We start from the raw sequence: 18,336 nt of genomic DNA, 5'->3' as shown, positions 1-18,336 counted from the left end.
TTTTAAACGCATAATTAGTTCTTTCTATCTAACTTTATAGAGATTTTAAGTAAGATATGATTAGATATAATTTCATAAATAATAAAAATATGTGTACTCATGCTAAATAATTTATCATTACGGAAGAAAATATTATTATTGATTGGTGGAACAATTACCGTTTTACTAATTATCGCCTCAACATTTTTTGTTAAACACATTGCCAATCTCTCTAGAGAAAACATAGAAAACGAAGCACAAAGTTATTTACAGACCGAGCAACTTTCAATGCAAAGTTACTTCGCGATGTACGGTAAAATGGTATCAACCTTTGTTAATAACCCACATTTAATCAACTTTTTTGAAAATTGGGATACGCGCGATCACGCACTTGAAAGCGCGCCAGGTTACAACGAAGTAAACCAAGACTTTGTGCGTTTAAGCTCAAATGACGAAAACATTTTATCGGCCTTTTTTGCCTCAGCAACCACCGGTGAATACTTTAAAGAAAACGAGCGTACAAGTCACTACAACGGCCAGCCTTATTACGCCTACAAGCGTGGGTGGTGGCAAGAAGCCATGCAAGTTAACAAGCTTTACGTAGGTCCAATCTCTGTTGATTTAACCACAGGCGTAGCATCGGCTGTAGTACAACAACCTGTTTATAACGCTCAGCGAAAACTCATCGGTATGGGCGGTGTTGATTTACAATTAAACAAAATTAACGATATGGTCGAAAATATTCGCTTTAACGGCCAAGGTTATGGATTTTTACTCGATGGTAATCAAAAAGTAGTACATTTTTCAAAGGCCACTGGGCATAAACTTTCAATTACAGATGAAGGTGCAAACGGTAAAGAAGGGCTCGATGCGCTTGAGCAACAATTTACAAATACAGCAGGCTTTAAAGAGTTAAATACACAAATGCGAAATAACCTTGAAGGCAGCCAAATGGTTACTTTTAAAGGTGAGCAGTTTTATGTGGTTTACCATCGTTTGCAGCTAGAGCAGCCTTATATAGATTGGTATGTAGGTCTACTTATCCCAACTACTATGATTGAAGAGCCCGTAAATGCTGCAGTAACCGCTACAACAACGGCGGTAATTATTATCTTAATCATTATATTAGCCATGATTTTATGGGCTACCCACATGATTTCAAAACCCATTACAACGCTTACGCACATTATGCGTGATATAGCATCGGGCGAAGGCGATCTTACTCAAAAAATTGATATTAATAGTCAAGATGAAGTGGGACAGCTGGCCAATCATATGAACACTTTTATTGATAAGTTGCACGCCATGATGCTTGATACCGCAGCGCAAGCAGAACAACTGAGTAATGCAGCGGCCCAGCTAAGAAGTGTTTCTGAGAAAACAAATTCTGAAATTCAGCAAGAGAAGCAGCAAGTTGATAGCGTGAGCGCAGCGGTAACTGAAATGGCGACTACTGTGCTTGAAATATCACGTAACGCACAACACACAAATAACGCAGCTGAAGAAGTACAAGCAATTACAGCTGAAGGAGCTAGCCGTTCTACACAGGCGCAAACAGTAATGACTGAACTGGCATTACATATTGGCGAAGCATCTAAAGTGGTTGCAGGTCTTGAGCAAGAAAGTAATAACATTGGTGCATTAGTCGATGTAATTAATTCCATTGCTGATCAAACCAACTTACTTGCACTTAATGCGGCTATAGAGGCTGCTCGTGCCGGTGAACACGGTAGAGGCTTTGCCGTTGTTGCTGATGAAGTTCGTTCACTTGCAAGTCGCACACAAGAATCAACAGACGATATTCGAAATATGATTTCGCGCTTGCAGCAAATAGCTCAACAAGCCTCAGTAATGATGCAACAAGGACAAGATCAAACCGAGGGCTCAGTGCTTCAAACTAAAGAAGTGCTTAGCTCACTTCACAATATTGCGCAGTCGGTTACTAAAGTACAAGACCAAAGTCATCAAATAGCCACATCTACCGAGGAGCAAACTGTTGTTGCTGAGGATATTAATACGAGCCTTTCGGCAATTAATAACTTAGTGAACAGTACCGCTGACCATGCGCACACCCTCGCTGACGAAGCTCGTGACTTAAGTGATTTAGCTGCGGCGCTTAACAAAACGGTTAATCAATTTAAATTATAAAACATGTATTTAATAGTTGTGTTTAAGCGTAAAACTTAAGCGCAACTATAACCCTTGTTTTTAATTTATTTAGCACCATATCTTTACAGTTCGCTGCTATTTTTACTGTAATTGAGTAATACAAAGTGATTTTTACGAACCAGATCAAATTTTTCGATTTTATACACCGATCTTTTTATTGAGATAGTTTGTTGTTTGGCAGAGTCTGGTATAGTAGCGCACGTAATAAACAGTGCTTTTTGAACAGTTTAATACAAAATTGCTAATTAATATGTTCTAAGTGTTACTTAAAAGCACATATTAATTACCAATTGTTAAAAATGGGTTAGCCGATACTCGGCTGACAAAGAATACATTGTAACGGTTTTATCATGATATCTAATTTATTTACCAAGCTTTTTGGTAGTCGCAATGACCGCACTATTAAAAACTTAAGAAAGACGGTCGCGCTAATCAATGCACTAGAAACGCAACTTGAGGCGCTTTCTGATGAAGATTTAAGAGCTAAAACAGCTGAGTTTAGAGAACGTTACGATAACGGACAAAGCCTTGACGACATTCTACCAGAGGCTTTTGCTGTGGTACGTGAAGCGTCAAAGCGTGTAAATGGCATGCGTCATTTCGACGTGCAGTTATTAGGTGGTATGGTTTTACATCAAGGTCGCATTGCAGAAATGCGTACCGGTGAAGGTAAAACACTTACAGCTACTCTACCAGCTTATCTAAACGGCTTAACAGGCAAAGGTGTTCACGTAATTACCGTGAATGACTACCTTGCTAAACGTGATGCTGAAACCAACCGTGCGTTATTTGAATTTTTAGGCCTTACAGTAGGCTGTAACGTACCAGGTATGATGCCGCAGCAAAAGAAGCTAGCTTATACTGCTGACATTACATACGGTACTAATAACGAATTTGGTTTTGACTACCTTCGTGACAACATGGCTTTTAGCATTGATGAACGAGTTCAACGTCCATTATTTTATGCTGTAGTCGATGAAGTGGATTCAATCTTAATTGATGAAGCACGTACCCCGCTTATTATTTCAGGCCCAGCTGAGGATAGCTCTGAGCTATACACTGAAATAAACACCATCGTTCCTTTACTTGAGCTTCAAGAAAAAGAAGACGAAGAAGGCATTGAAGGTGACGGCGATTACACTATCGATGAAAAATCTAAGCAAGTTCATTTAACAGAACGTGGTCAAATTAAAGTAGAAGAGCTACTTACTGAGCGCGGCTTAATTGAAGAAGGCGATTCGCTTTATTCAGCAGCAAGCATTACGCTACTAAGCCATGTTTATGCCGCTCTTCGTGCTCATAAGCTATACCAAAAAGATGTTGATTACGTTGTAAAAGAAAACGAAGTAATTATTATCGATGAGCATACTGGTCGTTCAATGGAAGGTCGTCGTTGGTCAGAAGGTTTACACCAAGCTGTTGAAGCAAAAGAAGGTGTAAAAATTCAAAACGAGAACCAAACACTTGCCTCTATTACGTTCCAAAACTACTTCCGTTTATACGAAACGTTAGCAGGTATGACAGGTACAGCCGATACTGAAGCATTTGAATTTCAGTCAATCTACGGCCTTGATACCGTTGTTATGCCAACTAATAAACCGATGATTCGTGATGATCGCGCCGATTTAGTTTACCTAACGCAAGAAGAAAAATACGAAGCTATTTTAATTGATATTAAAGACTGCCAAGACCGTGGACAACCGGTGCTTGTTGGTACTATTTCAATTGAAAGCTCTGAGTATTTATCGCAGTTTTTACGCAAGGAAAAAATTAAGCACAACGTACTTAATGCTAAATTTCATGCGCAAGAAGCTGACATCGTTTCAGATGCTGGCCTACCAGGGACAGTAACAATTGCAACAAACATGGCCGGTCGTGGTACCGATATCGTGTTAGGTGGTAACTGGAACAGTGAAGTTGAAAAACTTGAAAATCCAACTGCTGAGCAAATTGCTGAAATTAAAGCAGCTTGGAAAATTCGCCATGATGCAGTAATTGATGCTGGCGGTTTACATATCATTGGTACTGAACGTCACGAATCTCGTCGTATAGATAACCAATTACGTGGTCGTTCTGGTCGTCAAGGTGACGCTGGTTCAAGCCGTTTTTACTTATCGATGGACGATGCGCTAATGCGTATATTTGCCGGTGAGCGTATGACGAACATGATGCGTAAACTCGGTATGCAACGCGGTGAAGCAATTGAACATCCATGGGTAAACCGTGCGATTGAAAATGCACAGCGTAAAGTAGAAGCACGTAACTTCGACGTTCGTAAGCAACTACTTGAGTACGATGATGTAGCAAACGATCAACGTCGTGTTGTTTACTCTCAGCGTAACGAACTACTTGAAGAAGGCGATATTTCAGAAACTATTACTGCAATTCGTGGTGACGTACTTAGCAATACAATTGATCAGTACATTGCACCGCAAAGCCTTGCTGAAATGTGGGACATTCCTGGCCTTGAAGAGCGTTTAAAACAAGACTTCTTAATTGAGTTACCTATTACTCAGTGGTTAGCAGATGACAATAAACTATACGAAGAAAAGCTTCGTGAGCGTATTGAGCAGGCGGTTGAGCAGTCATACAAGCAAAAAGAAGAGCAAGTTGGCGATTCTGTTTTACGTCAATTCGAAAAAGCGATTATGCTACAGAGCCTTGATCAGCATTGGAAAGATCACCTTGCTGCAATGGATCATTTACGCCAAGGTATTCATTTACGTGGTTACGCGCAAAAGAATCCTAAGCAAGAGTACAAGCGTGAATCGTTTGAGCTATTCTCCGAAATGCTTGAAAACTTGAAAGTAGATGTTGTAAGCATTCTAAGTAAAGTACAAGTACGCGCAGAAGAAGATGTTGAAAAAGTAGAAGAGCAACACCGTAAAAGTGAAAATGCTCCTCGCGAATACCAACATGAAGAAGCTGAGCACGTAGGTGGCGAAGCGCCAGAAACAGCGACAGTAATGGCTCGTACAGAACCAAAAGTAGGTCGTAATGACCCTTGTCCTTGTAAATCAGGTCAAAAATTCAAACAGTGTTGCGGTAAATTAAAATAACCCAATATTGTCAGTAGCTTATTAAAAAGCGGCGCTAGCGTCGCTTTTTTTTATGGAGTTTTAAAGTAATGACTATAGAAATTGTACATGTAGCTGTTGGTGTTATTAAGAAAAATAACGCTATATTCATTTGTAAACGTGCAGATGAACAACATCAAGGCGGTTTATGGGAATTTCCTGGTGGTAAAGTTGAAGCTGGAGAAAGTGTGTTTGTTGCACTTAAACGCGAGCTTATTGAAGAAGTTGGACTAACCATTCACAGCTCCAGCCAATTGATGGTGATTGAACATGACTACGGCGATAAATGCGTTAAATTAGATGTACACGTAGTAAGTAACTTTAGCGGTGAGGCACATGGCGCTGAAGGGCAACCTAGCGAATGGGTAGCAATTAGTGAATTAGAAAATTATGACTTTCCTGAAGCGAATGCTGAAATTATCGAAAAAATAGTTGCCCGATACGCATAAAAAAAGAGCATAAGTGAGCACAATGAATATCTCAATACAAAATAAGCTAAGCGAACTGTTAGCACTGCCCCCTGAGCTAACTCAAGTTAGTGCGATTGGAAGCGGCCATATAAATAGTACATGGCTACTTACAAGTATTGATAAACAGTTTATTGTGCAAAAACTAAATACTGAGGTATTTAAAAACCCTGCTCAGTTAGTGAGTAATGCAAAACTAATTGAGCAGCATTTAAATGCTAAACAACTGCAAAATAATTACCCGCTTGAAATAATCAAACATATAGCGACACAAAACGACGAACACTTAATAGAAATTGATAATGCGTATTATCGCGTCCTTAACTATATTAGTGATAGCTACAGCGAAGACGTTGTTAAAAATACCCAGCAGAGCGAGCAAGCGGCTTACGCCTTTGGCGTATTTGCTCATGTATTACAAGATTTTAATGCGCAACAGCTACACACTGTAATTCCTGATTTTCATAACTTAGCGATGCGTTTTGAGCAATTAAATACCGCAATCACTAACAACGTAGTTAATAGAGTAAAGCACTGCGCTGGTGAAATAGAATATTGCTTAACGCAGCAGCATTTAATTACTGAGCTTAGTCAGGTAGCTAAACACATACCCCTTAGAGTGTGTCATAACGATACAAAAATAAATAATATGCTGTTTTGTAATACAACTCACAAAGCAAAAGCAGTTATTGATTTAGACACCTGTATGGCAGGATTTAGGCTTTATGATTTTGGTGACATGGTACGTACATTTTGCTCCCCCGAAGCCGAGGATTCAACAAACTTACACAATGTTGTTATTCGAAAAGATATATTTTCAGCCATTGTTAAAGGCTATATAACACCATTAAAAAGCAGCATGAGTATACTAGAACAAGAGAGCTTATTATTAGGCGCTAAAATAATGCCACTCATGTTAAGTGTGCGCTTTTTAACTGATTACTTAAATAACGATGTGTACTTTAAAGTATCTCATGCAGAGCATAATTTAGAGCGAGCACAAAACCAACTCGCGCTTTATAAAAACATACTGAGTAACGAAGAATGGATGCACGCGTGCTTAGTCGATAAACAAATTCAAGATACAAAAAAACCAGTAAGCTAAAAACTTACTGGTTTTTTGTTATTTATAGTAATGCAATTACCAGATTTTTACGCGGTCTTCTGGTTTGATATACATTTTATCACCTTCTTTTACGTCAAACGCTTCGTAAAACTCAGGCATGTTCGACAAGATACCGATTACACGGTAGTGGCTTGGTGAATGAGGGTCTGTTAATAAACGATTACGTAACTCTTCATCGCGGTAGTTACGACGCCAGATTTGTGACCAACCCATAAAGAAACGTTGATCGCCTGTGTAACCATCTATCACGGGTGCTTTTTTATCACCTAAAGATAGCATATACGCTTTATGCGCAACGGTTAAACCACCTAAGTCACCAATGTTTTCGCCAAGCGTTAGCTCACCATTAACACTTGCATCTTCAAACGGTTTATATTCGTTATACTGTGCAACTAAAGCCGCTGTACGCTCTTCAAATTGCTTAAGGTCAGTCTCACTCCACCAGTTACGTAAGTTACCGTCACCGTCGTATTTAGCACCTTGGTCGTCAAAACCGTGACCCAGCTCATGCCCAATTACCGCGCCAATTGCGCCGTAGTTTACAGCATCATCCGCTTCTAAATTAAAGAATGGTGGTTGTAATATAGCGGCTGGAAATACAATTTCATTGTTTACTGGGTTGTAATACGCATTGACTGTTTGCGGAGTCATGTGCCATTCAGAGCGATCAACTGGTTTACCCAATTTAGCAATCATATCTGCGTATGCCCATTCGCTATAACGGATGTAATTACCTACTAGCTCGTCTGAGTTAATCTCTAGCTCTGAGTAATCTTTCCACGTGTCTGGGTAACCAATCTTAGGCGTAAATTTGTCTAATTTTTCTTTCGCTGCAAGCTTTGTTTCAGGGCTCATCCACTCAAGATTTTCGATAGCAACGCCATAACCTTTAATTACGTTATCAACTAACTCTTCCATGCGTGCTTTAGCTTCTGGCGGAAAGTTATCTTTGACGTATACCTTACCTAAAATTTCACCAAGTACACTGTTAGATGCATCAACCGCTTGCTTCCAAAGAGGTGCTTGTTCTTCTACGCCACGAAGTGTTGTGCTGTAAAAGTCAAAGTTAAGGTTAACTAAATCTTCGCTAAGTAGCTCTGCATAACCACTTACAAAATGAAATTTTAAGTAGTTTTTCCACGTCGCTAAATCAGTATCTTTATAAATAGTAGCAAGTGCTTCTAAGTAGCTTGGTTGACGTACAATAATATCACTTGCACTCACGCCTGCATCTTTAAAGAATGCAGCTAAATCAAGCTCCCCTATCAACTTGCTTGCGTCTGCTACTGTCATCTTGTTATAAGATTTAGTTGCATCACGGCTTTGCACACGGCTCCACTGAGCATCAGCTAGTGTTTTTTCAAATGCAAGTACGCTCTTGGCAGCTTCTGCTGCATTTTTAACGCCTGATTTTGCTAAAACATCTGTGATGTATTGCTCGTAAGAAGCACGAATTTTAGTGAATTTTTCGTCATCATTTAAGTAATAATCACGATCTGGTAAACCAAGACCCGACTGAGATAAATACAATGCGTACTCGCTCGAGTTTTTAGCATCGTTATTTACAAACCAACCAAACGGTAAAGTACCGCCTTGTTTTTGAATTTTAGCCATTAAACCCACTAAGTCAGCTTTAGATTTAACGCTATCAATCGTATCTAATGACGGTTGTAATGGCGTAATACCTAGCTCATTACGCGCAGATTGATTCATGTAGCTTTTATAAAATGCGCCAATTTTATACTCATCACTGCCTTTTTTAGCGGCCTTATTCGCGGCTGCGTTTTCAAGGGCAATTTTCATCGCTTTTTGTGACTCATCATATAGCTGCGAAAAAGAACCGTAGTTAGACTTATCACCTGGTATTTCAGTTTTTGCTAACCACTGTCCATTTACATGATAATAAAAATCGTCTTGTGCGCGTACTGAACTATCCATATTCGCTAGTTCAATACCAAGCTCTAGTGGCTTTTCAGCGGGTGCTGTTACTACAGGAGTATCGGTTACTTTAGCTTCTTGTTGTTTTTCACCACAACCTACTAGACCAAGTGCAAGCGCTATGCTCGCAGCGGCCATTGTTACTTTATTCATAATGGTTCCGTTTGTTAGTTAGAATTAAATCATACCAATCTGCTTATGTATGGGGTCTATTTAACGTTAAGAAAATTACGCTAGAACTAGGCAAAAGTTTTTGTATCTAGTTGTTCTAAATAAAAAAATTTTAACGACGTTATAGTGCAATTTAATTCGTTAAATTGTTCAAAGATTTATGCAGGTTGGTATTACATACCAACTCCATTAAATTCTTGAATATAGCAGGAGTAAAAATAGCACTGCCTGTACGCTTTTACTTAATGGAATGGGTATCAAGGGAGCTTTAAATAATAAAGCACACCACGCAGTATAATAAACCTCATTAGACCAACAATAAAATGGAATATGTAACAAAGTATTTTGAATGCGGTGAGCTGCAAAAATAGCCCTACCAATAACAATATAGTGGATGGCTAAGGCTAACTTTTATTCTTTCCGTGGAGCGCTAAACGCTCTAGTTTTTCTTTTAATGAAGGGGGGGCAGAAGCCGCTATCGCATTTAAGTAATTAGCGGTTTGCTCACTCATTTTCCGTGAGTTGGTAACTGTAGGGCTGCCCGATTTATTCGCGGTACTTAATCGCTGAGTTGCTTGAGGATTTGCAGTTATTTTTATTTGTCCAAGCTCTGCCATTCCAGCTGCTCTAAAGTGTGAAAGCATATCCATTTTTAAATAATTAAGCCTAAGCGCGATAGGCGCAGATACCGCCTCTATCATTAGCGTGCCGTCTCGGTAATTACTAACTCGGCATTTATCACCCAATTTAGGGCCTAAAAAATCTTTTAATAAGGTTTGCTGTGTATCAAGTGCTTGGCTTTTGCCTGCATAAGCCGATAAACGATTATTTAACCCCGCCATAATATCGGTTAGCGGTTTTGGTGCATATCTATCTTTAGCCATTTTACACCTCGTAAAAACTCACTTAGACCCAGAGATAATACTCTGGGTCTAAGTATACACTGCGTATTAATACTACGCGCCGGCTATTTGCATTTGCTCGATTAATACTGAGCCTGTTTGAATACCACCACGGCGTTCTATATCACCACCAATGGCAGAAATACCTTTAAACATGTCTTTTAAATTACCAGCAATAGTAATTTCACTTACCGGATATTGGATTTCACCATTTTCAACCCAAAAACCTGCAGCGCCACGAGAGTAGTCACCCGTTACGGTATTTACGCCCTGCCCCATTAGCTCTGTAACTAATAAGCCGGTGCCCATCGTTTTTAATAGTGCAGTTAAATCGTTATGAGTTTGCTCAACAAGCCAGTTATGTATACCGCCTGCATGCCCTGTTGGGGTCATGTTCATTTTACGCGCGGCATAACTTGCTAATAAATAAGTTTGTAACTCGCCGCCTTGAATTATTTCTCTATCGAATGTTTTAACACCTTCGCTATCAAACGGTGACGATGCCAACCCTTTTAAAATATGTGGGCGCTCAGCAATATTCACACAATTACTAAATACCTGAGTGCCTAAGCTATCAAGTAAAAAACTTGATTTACGATAAAGCGCGCCACCACCAATTGCCGACACCAAGTGACCAAACAATGAATTTGCAATATCGGCTCTAAAAATAACAGGCACTTTCATTGTGCCTAACTTTTGGCTGTTTAATTTAGCTAAGGTTTCAGCTGCCGCTTCAAGACCCACTGCCGCCGCATCATTTAAACCAGCCTGATCGCGAGCAACTGTATAAGCAGAGTCGCGCTGCATGTGTTCGCCATCTTTACCTATTACCATAGTACTAATACTATGACGAGTGCGCGGAAAGCCTGCAATTAAACCGTGGCTGTTACCATAAACACGTAATCCCTGATGCGATGAAAAACTCGCACCATCAGAGTTAACAATCCGCTCGTCTGCATTTAATGCAGCTTGCTCAGCAGCATGACAAAGCTCAATGCCTTCCTCAGGACTTACATCCCAAGGATAATATAAATCTAAATCTTTAGGATTAAATTCAAGTAACTCTTTATCAGCAACGCCGTTAAATGGGTCATCAGATGTAAATTTGGCTATATCAATCGCTTTTTCGACTACCGTGCGCAATGTTTTTGGATTTAAATCAGCCGTTGACGCCGAGCCTTTATTATTACCAACATATACACTAATGCCTAAGCCGCCGTCTTGGTTGAACTCAATGGTTTCTACTTCACCCATTCGTGTACTAACCGATAAACCAGACGTGCTAGACATCGCAGCTTCTGCAGCTGTAGCGCCTAATTTTTTAGCATGTTCGAGTACTTCTGCTACCGCATCTTTAACTTGCGATATTTGAGAATAAATTGGATCGTTTTGTTGGCTTTTCATAAATTAAGTCCTGAGCCTTAGAGGCATAATGCACGCATTTCTTATATTTAAATGCTAACACACTCAATGCATCACATCAGCTAATATTCCTAAGTATCATATTCATGTATAATGGCAAAAGTTATTTTTATTTAAGAGCACCCCATGGCAAAGAAAAAAGGCAAGCCTGCTGAAATTGAAGAAGAAATTGAATATGTATCAAGAACGGAGCTTAAACGCGAAGCGCAAGAGTTTCATCAGTTAGGTACTGAAATTGCCAAAATGGGTAAAAAACAGCGCGAACGCCTGCCATTAAATGACGATTTAAAAGAAGCGATGGTTGTTGCTGATAAAATAAGTAACAAAAGCGACGCGTACCGCCGCCACTTAAATTACATCGCTAAAACACTGCGTACTGTAGAAAACATTGATGATATTAAAGCGATTATCGATGTGATGCTTAATAAAAATAACCAAGCTGAAGTATTGGTCAAAAAAATTGAGCAATTACGTTCAGATTTAATTGAGCAAGGTGATGACCTTATCAATGAGACTATTGAGCAGTTTCCGTCTCTTGATCGTCAACAAATGCGCCAATTAGTTCGTAATGCAGCAAAAGAAGCGAAAGCTGAAAAGCCAGGTAAAGGTTATAAAGAATTATTTCAATACCTTAAAGATGCTCATACTATTACGTATTAATTAGGTCGTATTAAGTTATATTTTATTAAAAAAGGTGCTTCGGCACCTTTTTTGTTATAGATCAAACCGCCTCACTGCGTACTTTTTTATAATCACCCCCTAAATAAATACTTAGGTGCGCGTGATGATTAAACTTCCACAATGGGATGAAACCCTAATAAACAAATATAATGTGTCTGGTCCGCGTTATACCTCTTATCCCACGGCTTTATCACTGCGTGACGGGTACCAGCAACAAGACCTACTAAGCGCTATAGAATCGTCAGCAAGTCGCTCTCTTTCTTTATATATTCACATCCCGTTTTGTAGTCAGCTTTGCTACTACTGTGGCTGTAATAAAATAATTACCCGTCATCAATCTAAGGCAGATACCTATCTCGACTTTTTAGCAAAAGAAATTACTGCCCAAGCGCCTTTATTTAAAAGCTACACGGTTGAGCAATTACATTTAGGTGGCGGTACTCCCACCTTTTTAACCGCAAAACAAATGACCCGTTTAATTAAGCTTTTAGAACAACACTTTAATTTTACACGCACGACAGAGCGCGGTATTGAAATAGACCCACGCTCACTTGCCGATAATATGCTTGTTGATTTAAGAATGCTTGGCTTTAAACGCGTCTCGTTTGGGATTCAAGACTTTAACGATGACGTGCAACTTGCTGTTAATCGCCCGCAAAATGCAGATACCGTTAAGCAATTAATTACACAAGCTCGCGAGCTGGGATTTCAATCTATTAATGCAGATATGATTTACGGGCTTCCTCTGCAAACGCCAGAGAGCTTTAAGAAAACTATAGAGCAACTTATTGAGTTAAGCCCTGACAGAGTATCAGTGTTTAACTACGCGCATTTACCAGAGCGCTTTGCTGCACAGCGTAAGATTAAAGATGCAGATTTACCCAGTGCTCATAATAAGCTCACCATGTTTAAAAATACGCTGGATCAGATGACACAAGCAGGCTATCAATTTATTGGTATGGACCATTTTGCAAAAACTGATAATGAACTAGCTGTTGCGCAAAATGAAGGCAAGTTACATCGTAACTTTCAAGGTTATACAACCCATGGAAATTGTGATTTATTAGGTTTAGGCGTGTCATCAATTTCACAAATTGGCACCGCCATTTTACAAAATCAAAAAGAATTAAAACATTATTACCACAGCGTAGAAACACAAAGCGGCAGTGCTCTTAATAAAGGAATGCACTTAACACATGATGATGTAATTCGGGCTGATGCAATTAAACAGCTCATTTGCCAATTTGAATTAGATATACAAGACTTTAGTGGAAAACACGCGCTTATATTTAATGACTACTTTGAGGATGCATTAGTAGCGCTGGCGCCACTTATAAAAGATGAACTAGTAACTATAATTGATAATAAAATTAGCGTAACACCACGCGGTAACTTATTCATTCGTATTATTTGTATGTGCTTCGATGCTCACTTACAAAAACAAATTAACGCAACGCGCTTTTCAAGAGTGATTTAGCCTGAACTCTGGATAATAAATACATCGACACAAAAAAAGCAGACCTAGGTCTGCTTTTTGTATTTAAGTTGTAGCTTTAATTAAAAACGACTTTATCGCTACCTGGAGCGGCTTTAAACTCGATGATAATTTTAGCGCAATCCGCTTTAACTTCATCTTTAAGTGTTTTTTCAGCTTGCCAGCGAGCCTTATCTAGCTTAAAAATCTCTTTTTTAGAGTATTTTTTACGTGCATCGTGCGTCGGCATTTCTTTAACTACCTGATACATCTTATAAATACCAGGATACTGCGTTGTTAAATCACGCTCGCTTTCAAAGGCATACTGAGACATAAGTACCCAAATGCGTAAACAGCCTTCAGAAAATTCACACTGCTCTTCATTCATTGCACGTGCGATTAAATGAATACTATCGGCTAGTTTTGCGTTTCGCTTTAAACGCGACTTTTCAAGCTTTTGCTTTTGTTCAGCCTGCGTTTTAGCAATTAACTTTTTTTGCGCATTTAACTTATACAACAACTGACCCGCATAAAATGCCAAACCAGCTATGATAGCAGCGCCTAAAAGTAAGGCTAAAATTACCGAGGTACTCATTATTTATCCTTACTATTTGTCGTCTTCATCTAACCATTCGTTGGCTAAATCATCAGATAAGTATTGATCGAAATCAGAATTGCCTTGGCTTTCAAGGTCATCTTCAAACTCGTCTTCGTCCTCATCTTCAATACCAAGAATTTCACATAACGCCTGATGACGGGCAATGCGACTATTAAAGTACTTAGCATCTTTACCTGTTAGCATTTCACCTTTTTCATGACGCTCTACTAATTTAAGTAAACGTTCATCATTCTCAAGTGCTTCTAGCTCTTGTTCAGGTGTAAATTCAGGCTCGATTACTTTTTTCAGCTCAATAGTTGGCTTTAAGTTGCGTTTCATTTCAACTTTAGGCTCTGGCGCGGTTGCGATTAACGGCACAGGCTTTTTACTGCCTACACGCTTATCTTTAGGCGCGTGATTACTATTTTGGCTTTCGCTATCTAGTAAATCTGGCGCATTACGAGAACCGGGCTTTGCGCCTTTGGTTTTTTTAACTCGCTGCTCTTTTAATGCGCGCATTTCTTTAAGCTTATCTTGGCTTAAACGAACAGGTCCGTTTGCTGGGCTTTTGCGTGACTTTTTAGTTCTACTCATATCTTGATCATCTCACTTAAGAGGTTTTGAGCGAAGCGCAAATTAATGGGCATCGCAGTGCTGGCCTAGCCAGAAGAATTCAGTTTGCGCTATAGAGGTTGGGTTTCTCATTTAAAAGCGCCTTAGCTAATTAATCGCTAATTTTAAACGGTGGGTATTGTAACAGGACAAATAAAAAGGCGGTAGAGAAAACATCTCTACCGCCTGCTAATCTGAGCGCCATTATCTGGACACTTCTCCCTTCGACTTTTTTTAGTCTTTATTATTTTTATTATTATCAGTCCGTATTGTTATTATTTTTACGTTCCTTGTTACATTCCATTTTGTTTTTATTATTAAACTTCCATGAGTTTTTTATTATTTTCGGTCATCCTGACACTTTTTTATTATTTCCTTTAGTAGCACCAATCTTGTGCTATGTAGTCATGCCGCGCCACTTTCCTTATAGCTTGTTTCCGTTTTGTTATTGTTCTTTTGCGACAGTGGTTAATTTACTCGTTAATGATTTTGTTACAACTGGTTTATATAACTTTTATTATACTTATTACATTTTAAAACAAAATAAACAATAAAATACAATAGGTTAATGATGAATAAAAAATAAAAAGAAGACTTTTCTCACACTCACGCATGGTCAATGTCTTACATTCAAACGGGTGATATCGTTAATTTTGCACACAAAAAAAGCAGCCAGGGCTGCTTTTTGTAAAACATTGTAGTGTATTTATTATTAATTGCTAAATAAATACGACTTTAGTGTAAACCACCTAAGTACTGAGAAAGTACTTCAATATCTTTATCTGTTAATTTCTTCGCTATATCGCCCATCATGCCATTTAAGTCATTGTGACGAGTTCCATCACGGAATTTTTCAAGTTGAGACTTGATATATCCAGGATGCTGAAAAGAAATTTTTGGAAACTTAGCAAGTGATGAACCGTTACCACGTGGACCATGACATGCTGCACATGAAGGAATCCCACGCTCCGCATCGCCTGCTTTAAAGAGCATTTCGCCAACTTCAACAACATCTTTAGGTGTAGCACCTTCAGTCATGTTCATTGAAGAAAAATAAGCAGCTAGATCTTTCATGTCTTGCTCGCTAAGTGGCATAGCCATAGCGCTCATTACTGGATCCATACGCCCTTCTTTGCCGCCTGACGTCATACCTAATTTTAAATCCTGAAGTTGCTTAAGGATATAATCTGGATGTTGACCTGCAATTTTAGGGTAAATATTAACCGGTGCATTACCGTCTGGGCCGTGACAAGCCGCACACGTTGCTGATTTTTCTTTACCTGCGTTTACATCGCCATCAAATGCTGTTGCGTTGCTTGCTGACAACGCACCAAGCAATATTGTTAAAGATAGTGCTATTTTTTTCATGGTGAATTCTCTGTTTCCGACCCTGTATCATCTACAATCGTGATGTTGTAATACATATATTCTACACGATAATAAATTCTCTGGCACGTTTTCTACACATATTAAGCTTATAATTTACAGGGTTTTGACTTAGATTAAGCTTTAACATGTTTTAAATGTACCATAGGTGCTGTTTTTAGGTGGTTAAATACGCTTTTTAATACATCCTTTATAGTATAAAATACGCGCCCTGAGTGAATTTGGTTTACTCAATGTTATTTTTTTAAGTTTTAGGAGAGCCTGTGCTCAAATCTCGTATCAAATATAATACTGCGTCTTTCGTAACAAGCGCTCCCGACATTACTAAATTACCTGCTGATACGGGAATTGAAGTTGCGTTTGCCGGTCGCTCCAATGCAGGTAAGTCGAGTGCATTAAATGCATTAACCGATCAGAAGCTAGCACGTACAAGTAAAACACCTGGACGTACTCAGCTAATCAATACATTCGATTTAGCGGATGTTGACGATATGCGCCTTATCGATTTACCAGGCTATGGCTTTGCTAAAGTACCAATCGAAATGAAAAAGAAATGGCAAAAGTCGTTAGGTGAATATCTGCAAAAGCGTCAAAGCTTAAAAGGTATTGTTATTTTAATGGATATTCGTCATCCATTAAAAGATTTAGACCGTGATTTAATTAACTGGGCAATTGGTAGTGAAATTCCAGTATTGGCACTATTAACTAAAGCCGACAAACTAAAGCAAGGCCCTCGTAAATCACAAGTACTACAAGTTCGTCGTGAGTTAAGCACGCTGGATGGGGATATTACAGTTCATGCGTTTTCATCATTAAAAGGCACCGGTTTACCAGAAGTAGCTAAAAAGCTAGATGAATGGTTTTTAGGTCCTGTTATTGCTGTACCACCTAGCGATGAAACAATCACAGACGAAACAAACCCAGAGGCTTAAACGCTGGCGTTACGATAAATAAAACTGCTTTCCTGCAGATTTAATAAAATAGCCGAGCTTATCAGACTCGGCTTTTTCAGCCCACTGATAAAATACACTGCGTGAAACTCGCGCACTACAACCATACGGTAGCTTTAAATAAGGCACCTTTGAACCATTGTAGTCTTTTATATGCAGTGGCTGCTGAGCGCTCACTAGCCACTGCCTAGCTAAATTATCAATACAACACAACACTTGCCCTTGCGCTGTATTTTCAAAACGCCAATCAACAATAATAAACGGCGCATCTTCAACCGTTATTGTTATTTTTTCGACAGGGGTTTTTAAATAAAATTGCTCATCTTCTTTACACAATACAGAAGCAAACAGCTTCACCATGGCTGGGCGTGTTATTTCGCTGCCATCGTAAAACCATTTCCCTTCATTATTAATAACAATTGGCAGCTCCCCACAATGGTTAGGCTGCCAACTATCAAAAGGTTTGCTTGGCTCGCTTAATCGCTTGCTAAGCTCACTTAAAGAAATCACTGTTTTTTAAGTGTTATTGCAAATGTAACAGGCACAGCTGTGGCAATTGAAGGCAAGCCCGCTAACTCTTGCAGCTTTTTAACGCCTTCGGTTACACCAAAATCATCACTATTAATAATAATAGGTGTTAATGATGATACCGTTAAATCACCACTTTGCGTGCTGTTAACGAGTACATCAATTGCCAATGGTTTTTTATTACCATGAAAATCAAGCTCAGCTTTAATACCCTTCAATACATATTGACCAGGCTTTTTGATATTACTTAGCTCTTTAGTTAAATTTGCAGTTAAAACAGCATTGGGGAATTTAGCCGCTTCGAATAAAAATGTAGCTAAACGCTCATTACGAATAGGGATTAGAGTTTCGGCTGATGTTAAATCAACATTAACGCTAAACTCACCTTTATCAGAAAGCATACCTTCAAGGTTAGTAAAATGGTGAGCTTCAGCAATCGAATCTTTTTTAATTGAAACAAAGCTTAGTTGGCTTTTATCATTCACTAGCTGCCAATTGGCCTGAGCAACATTAGAAATAACTAAACTTGATAAAGAAAAACCTGCAATAGCTAATGCTTTAAACATAACGCACTCCTTAGTAATAAAATGAAAAGAATAAAAATGATAGCACTTCGATGGTATCACCTGCGATGTACCCAAACCACCTCGAAGTGACGAATGAACAATACAATTGGTATAGCGCAAAAAAGAATTAATTAGATAGGATTTTTAGGCGTAAAACAAAAAACGGCCCACCAAACAAGTTGGTAGGCCGGTATAGCAAACTGGGGAGAAGCTATCAATTTGTTGCACCCTTTCAGATGCATCATCAACAGGATGTCCTACAGGATAGGACAGGCGGGACTTTAACAAAA

Annotated in this window: 15 protein-coding genes; 7 read left to right on the top strand and 8 right to left on the bottom strand. The window is 39.0% G+C overall.

Annotated features, from left to right (window positions below; all coding sequences use genetic code 11):
- The first annotated feature begins 99 nt into the window (after positions 1–99).
- The 4 genes from RB214_RS01805 (at position 100) to RB214_RS01790 (ending at position 6,797) form a co-directional block, all read left to right on the top strand.
- Positions 100–2,127 carry a methyl-accepting chemotaxis protein gene (locus tag RB214_RS01805; protein WP_033021078.1) on the top strand — a complete coding sequence of 676 codons (2,028 nt, stop codon included), beginning with the start codon at positions 100–102 and terminating at the stop codon, positions 2,125–2,127.
- Positions 2,128–2,498: 371 nt separating this feature from the next.
- Positions 2,499–5,207, top strand: coding sequence for a preprotein translocase subunit SecA (gene secA / locus RB214_RS01800; protein WP_002959941.1), 2,709 nt, complete (start codon positions 2,499–2,501; stop codon positions 5,205–5,207).
- A 68-nt stretch (positions 5,208–5,275) separates the two neighbouring features.
- Positions 5,276–5,674 (top strand): 8-oxo-dGTP diphosphatase MutT, encoded by a 399-nt coding sequence (gene mutT / locus RB214_RS01795; protein WP_007582062.1) that lies wholly within the window; start codon positions 5,276–5,278, stop codon positions 5,672–5,674.
- A 22-nt stretch (positions 5,675–5,696) separates the two neighbouring features.
- Positions 5,697–6,797 carry an aminoglycoside phosphotransferase family protein gene (locus RB214_RS01790; RefSeq protein WP_309168125.1) on the top strand — a complete coding sequence of 367 codons (1,101 nt, stop codon included), beginning with the start codon at positions 5,697–5,699 and terminating at the stop codon, positions 6,795–6,797.
- Between the two features lie 36 nt (positions 6,798–6,833).
- Here the strand turns inward: RB214_RS01790 and RB214_RS01785 are convergent, their stop codons facing one another.
- From RB214_RS01785 to pmbA, 3 genes are all read right to left on the bottom strand, one after another.
- Positions 6,834–8,909 carry a M13 family metallopeptidase gene (locus RB214_RS01785; RefSeq protein ID WP_309168123.1) on the bottom strand — a complete coding sequence of 692 codons (2,076 nt, stop codon included), beginning with the start codon at positions 8,907–8,909 and terminating at the stop codon, positions 6,834–6,836.
- Between the two features lie 422 nt (positions 8,910–9,331).
- Entirely contained in the window at positions 9,332–9,811 is a 480-nt protein-coding gene (locus RB214_RS01780) for a DUF721 domain-containing protein (RefSeq protein WP_002959934.1), read from the bottom strand.
- 72 nt (positions 9,812–9,883) lie between these two features.
- Positions 9,884–11,233, bottom strand: a complete 1,350-nt coding sequence (gene pmbA, locus RB214_RS01775; protein ID WP_309168120.1) for a metalloprotease PmbA — start codon at positions 11,231–11,233, stop codon at positions 9,884–9,886.
- 144 nt (positions 11,234–11,377) lie between these two features.
- Between pmbA and yjgA the strand changes: the two genes are divergently transcribed.
- Both yjgA and hemN read left to right on the top strand, forming a co-directional pair.
- On the top strand, positions 11,378–11,911 hold the full coding sequence (gene yjgA, locus RB214_RS01770; protein WP_002959930.1) for a ribosome biogenesis factor YjgA: 534 nt from the start codon (positions 11,378–11,380) through the stop codon (positions 11,909–11,911).
- Positions 11,912–12,035: 124 nt separating this feature from the next.
- Positions 12,036–13,409: an oxygen-independent coproporphyrinogen III oxidase gene (gene hemN / locus RB214_RS01765; protein ID WP_309168118.1), complete on the top strand. Its 1,374-nt coding sequence runs from the start codon at positions 12,036–12,038 to the stop codon at positions 13,407–13,409.
- Positions 13,410–13,485: 76 nt separating this feature from the next.
- Here the strand turns inward: hemN and RB214_RS01760 are convergent, their stop codons facing one another.
- The 3 genes from RB214_RS01760 to RB214_RS01750 form a co-directional block, all read right to left on the bottom strand.
- Positions 13,486–14,001, bottom strand: a complete 516-nt coding sequence (locus RB214_RS01760) for a DUF2489 domain-containing protein (RefSeq protein WP_002959926.1) — start codon at positions 13,999–14,001, stop codon at positions 13,486–13,488.
- A 12-nt stretch (positions 14,002–14,013) separates the two neighbouring features.
- Positions 14,014–14,598 (bottom strand): Der GTPase-activating protein YihI, encoded by a 585-nt coding sequence (gene yihI, locus RB214_RS01755; RefSeq protein ID WP_002959924.1) that lies wholly within the window; start codon positions 14,596–14,598, stop codon positions 14,014–14,016.
- A 753-nt stretch (positions 14,599–15,351) separates the two neighbouring features.
- Positions 15,352–15,984: a cytochrome c gene (locus tag RB214_RS01750; protein ID WP_024596955.1), complete on the bottom strand. Its 633-nt coding sequence runs from the start codon at positions 15,982–15,984 to the stop codon at positions 15,352–15,354.
- Positions 15,985–16,265: 281 nt separating this feature from the next.
- On the opposite strand from RB214_RS01750, the gene yihA reads away from it, so the two are divergent.
- Positions 16,266–16,934: a ribosome biogenesis GTP-binding protein YihA/YsxC gene (gene yihA / locus RB214_RS01745; protein WP_002959920.1), complete on the top strand. Its 669-nt coding sequence runs from the start codon at positions 16,266–16,268 to the stop codon at positions 16,932–16,934.
- A gap of 9 nt (positions 16,935–16,943) precedes the next feature.
- Here the strand turns inward: yihA and RB214_RS01740 are convergent, their stop codons facing one another.
- Together RB214_RS01740 and RB214_RS01735 are read right to left on the bottom strand one after the other, a co-directional pair.
- Positions 16,944–17,462 (bottom strand): DUF1285 domain-containing protein, encoded by a 519-nt coding sequence (locus RB214_RS01740; RefSeq protein ID WP_193225723.1) that lies wholly within the window; start codon positions 17,460–17,462, stop codon positions 16,944–16,946.
- Positions 17,459–18,046 carry a YceI family protein gene (locus RB214_RS01735; RefSeq protein WP_024605301.1) on the bottom strand — a complete coding sequence of 196 codons (588 nt, stop codon included), beginning with the start codon at positions 18,044–18,046 and terminating at the stop codon, positions 17,459–17,461. The genes RB214_RS01740 and RB214_RS01735 overlap by 4 nt, the downstream gene beginning before the upstream one ends.
- Positions 18,047–18,336: the final 290 nt, after the last annotated feature.

It is taken from the genome of Pseudoalteromonas sp. HL-AS1 (assembly GCF_031198785.1).
Taxonomy (GTDB): domain Bacteria; phylum Pseudomonadota; class Gammaproteobacteria; order Enterobacterales; family Alteromonadaceae; genus Pseudoalteromonas; species Pseudoalteromonas distincta.
The sequence above is the reverse complement of the archived record's forward strand: the minus strand, read 5'-3'. Positions and strand labels throughout refer to the sequence as shown.

Bases quoted from the DNA above. Each gene is read 5' to 3' on its own strand.
- RB214_RS01805 (WP_033021078.1), top strand. From the start codon at position 100: ATGCTAAATAATTTATCATTACGGAAGAAAATATTATTATTGATTGGT.
- secA (WP_002959941.1), top strand. From the start codon at position 2,499: ATGATATCTAATTTATTTACCAAGCTTTTTGGTAGTCGCAATGACCGC.
- mutT (WP_007582062.1), top strand. From the start codon at position 5,276: ATGACTATAGAAATTGTACATGTAGCTGTTGGTGTTATTAAGAAAAAT.
- RB214_RS01790 (WP_309168125.1), top strand. From the start codon at position 5,697: ATGAATATCTCAATACAAAATAAGCTAAGCGAACTGTTAGCACTGCCC.
- RB214_RS01785 (WP_309168123.1), bottom strand. From the start codon at position 8,909: ATGAATAAAGTAACAATGGCCGCTGCGAGCATAGCGCTTGCACTTGGT.
- RB214_RS01780 (WP_002959934.1), bottom strand. From the start codon at position 9,811: ATGGCTAAAGATAGATATGCACCAAAACCGCTAACCGATATTATGGCG.
- pmbA (WP_309168120.1), bottom strand. From the start codon at position 11,233: ATGAAAAGCCAACAAAACGATCCAATTTATTCTCAAATATCGCAAGTT.
- yjgA (WP_002959930.1), top strand. From the start codon at position 11,378: ATGGCAAAGAAAAAAGGCAAGCCTGCTGAAATTGAAGAAGAAATTGAA.
- hemN (WP_309168118.1), top strand. From the start codon at position 12,036: ATGATTAAACTTCCACAATGGGATGAAACCCTAATAAACAAATATAAT.
- RB214_RS01760 (WP_002959926.1), bottom strand. From the start codon at position 14,001: ATGAGTACCTCGGTAATTTTAGCCTTACTTTTAGGCGCTGCTATCATA.
- yihI (WP_002959924.1), bottom strand. From the start codon at position 14,598: ATGAGTAGAACTAAAAAGTCACGCAAAAGCCCAGCAAACGGACCTGTT.
- RB214_RS01750 (WP_024596955.1), bottom strand. From the start codon at position 15,984: ATGAAAAAAATAGCACTATCTTTAACAATATTGCTTGGTGCGTTGTCA.
- RB214_RS01735 (WP_024605301.1), bottom strand. From the start codon at position 18,046: ATGTTTAAAGCATTAGCTATTGCAGGTTTTTCTTTATCAAGTTTAGTT.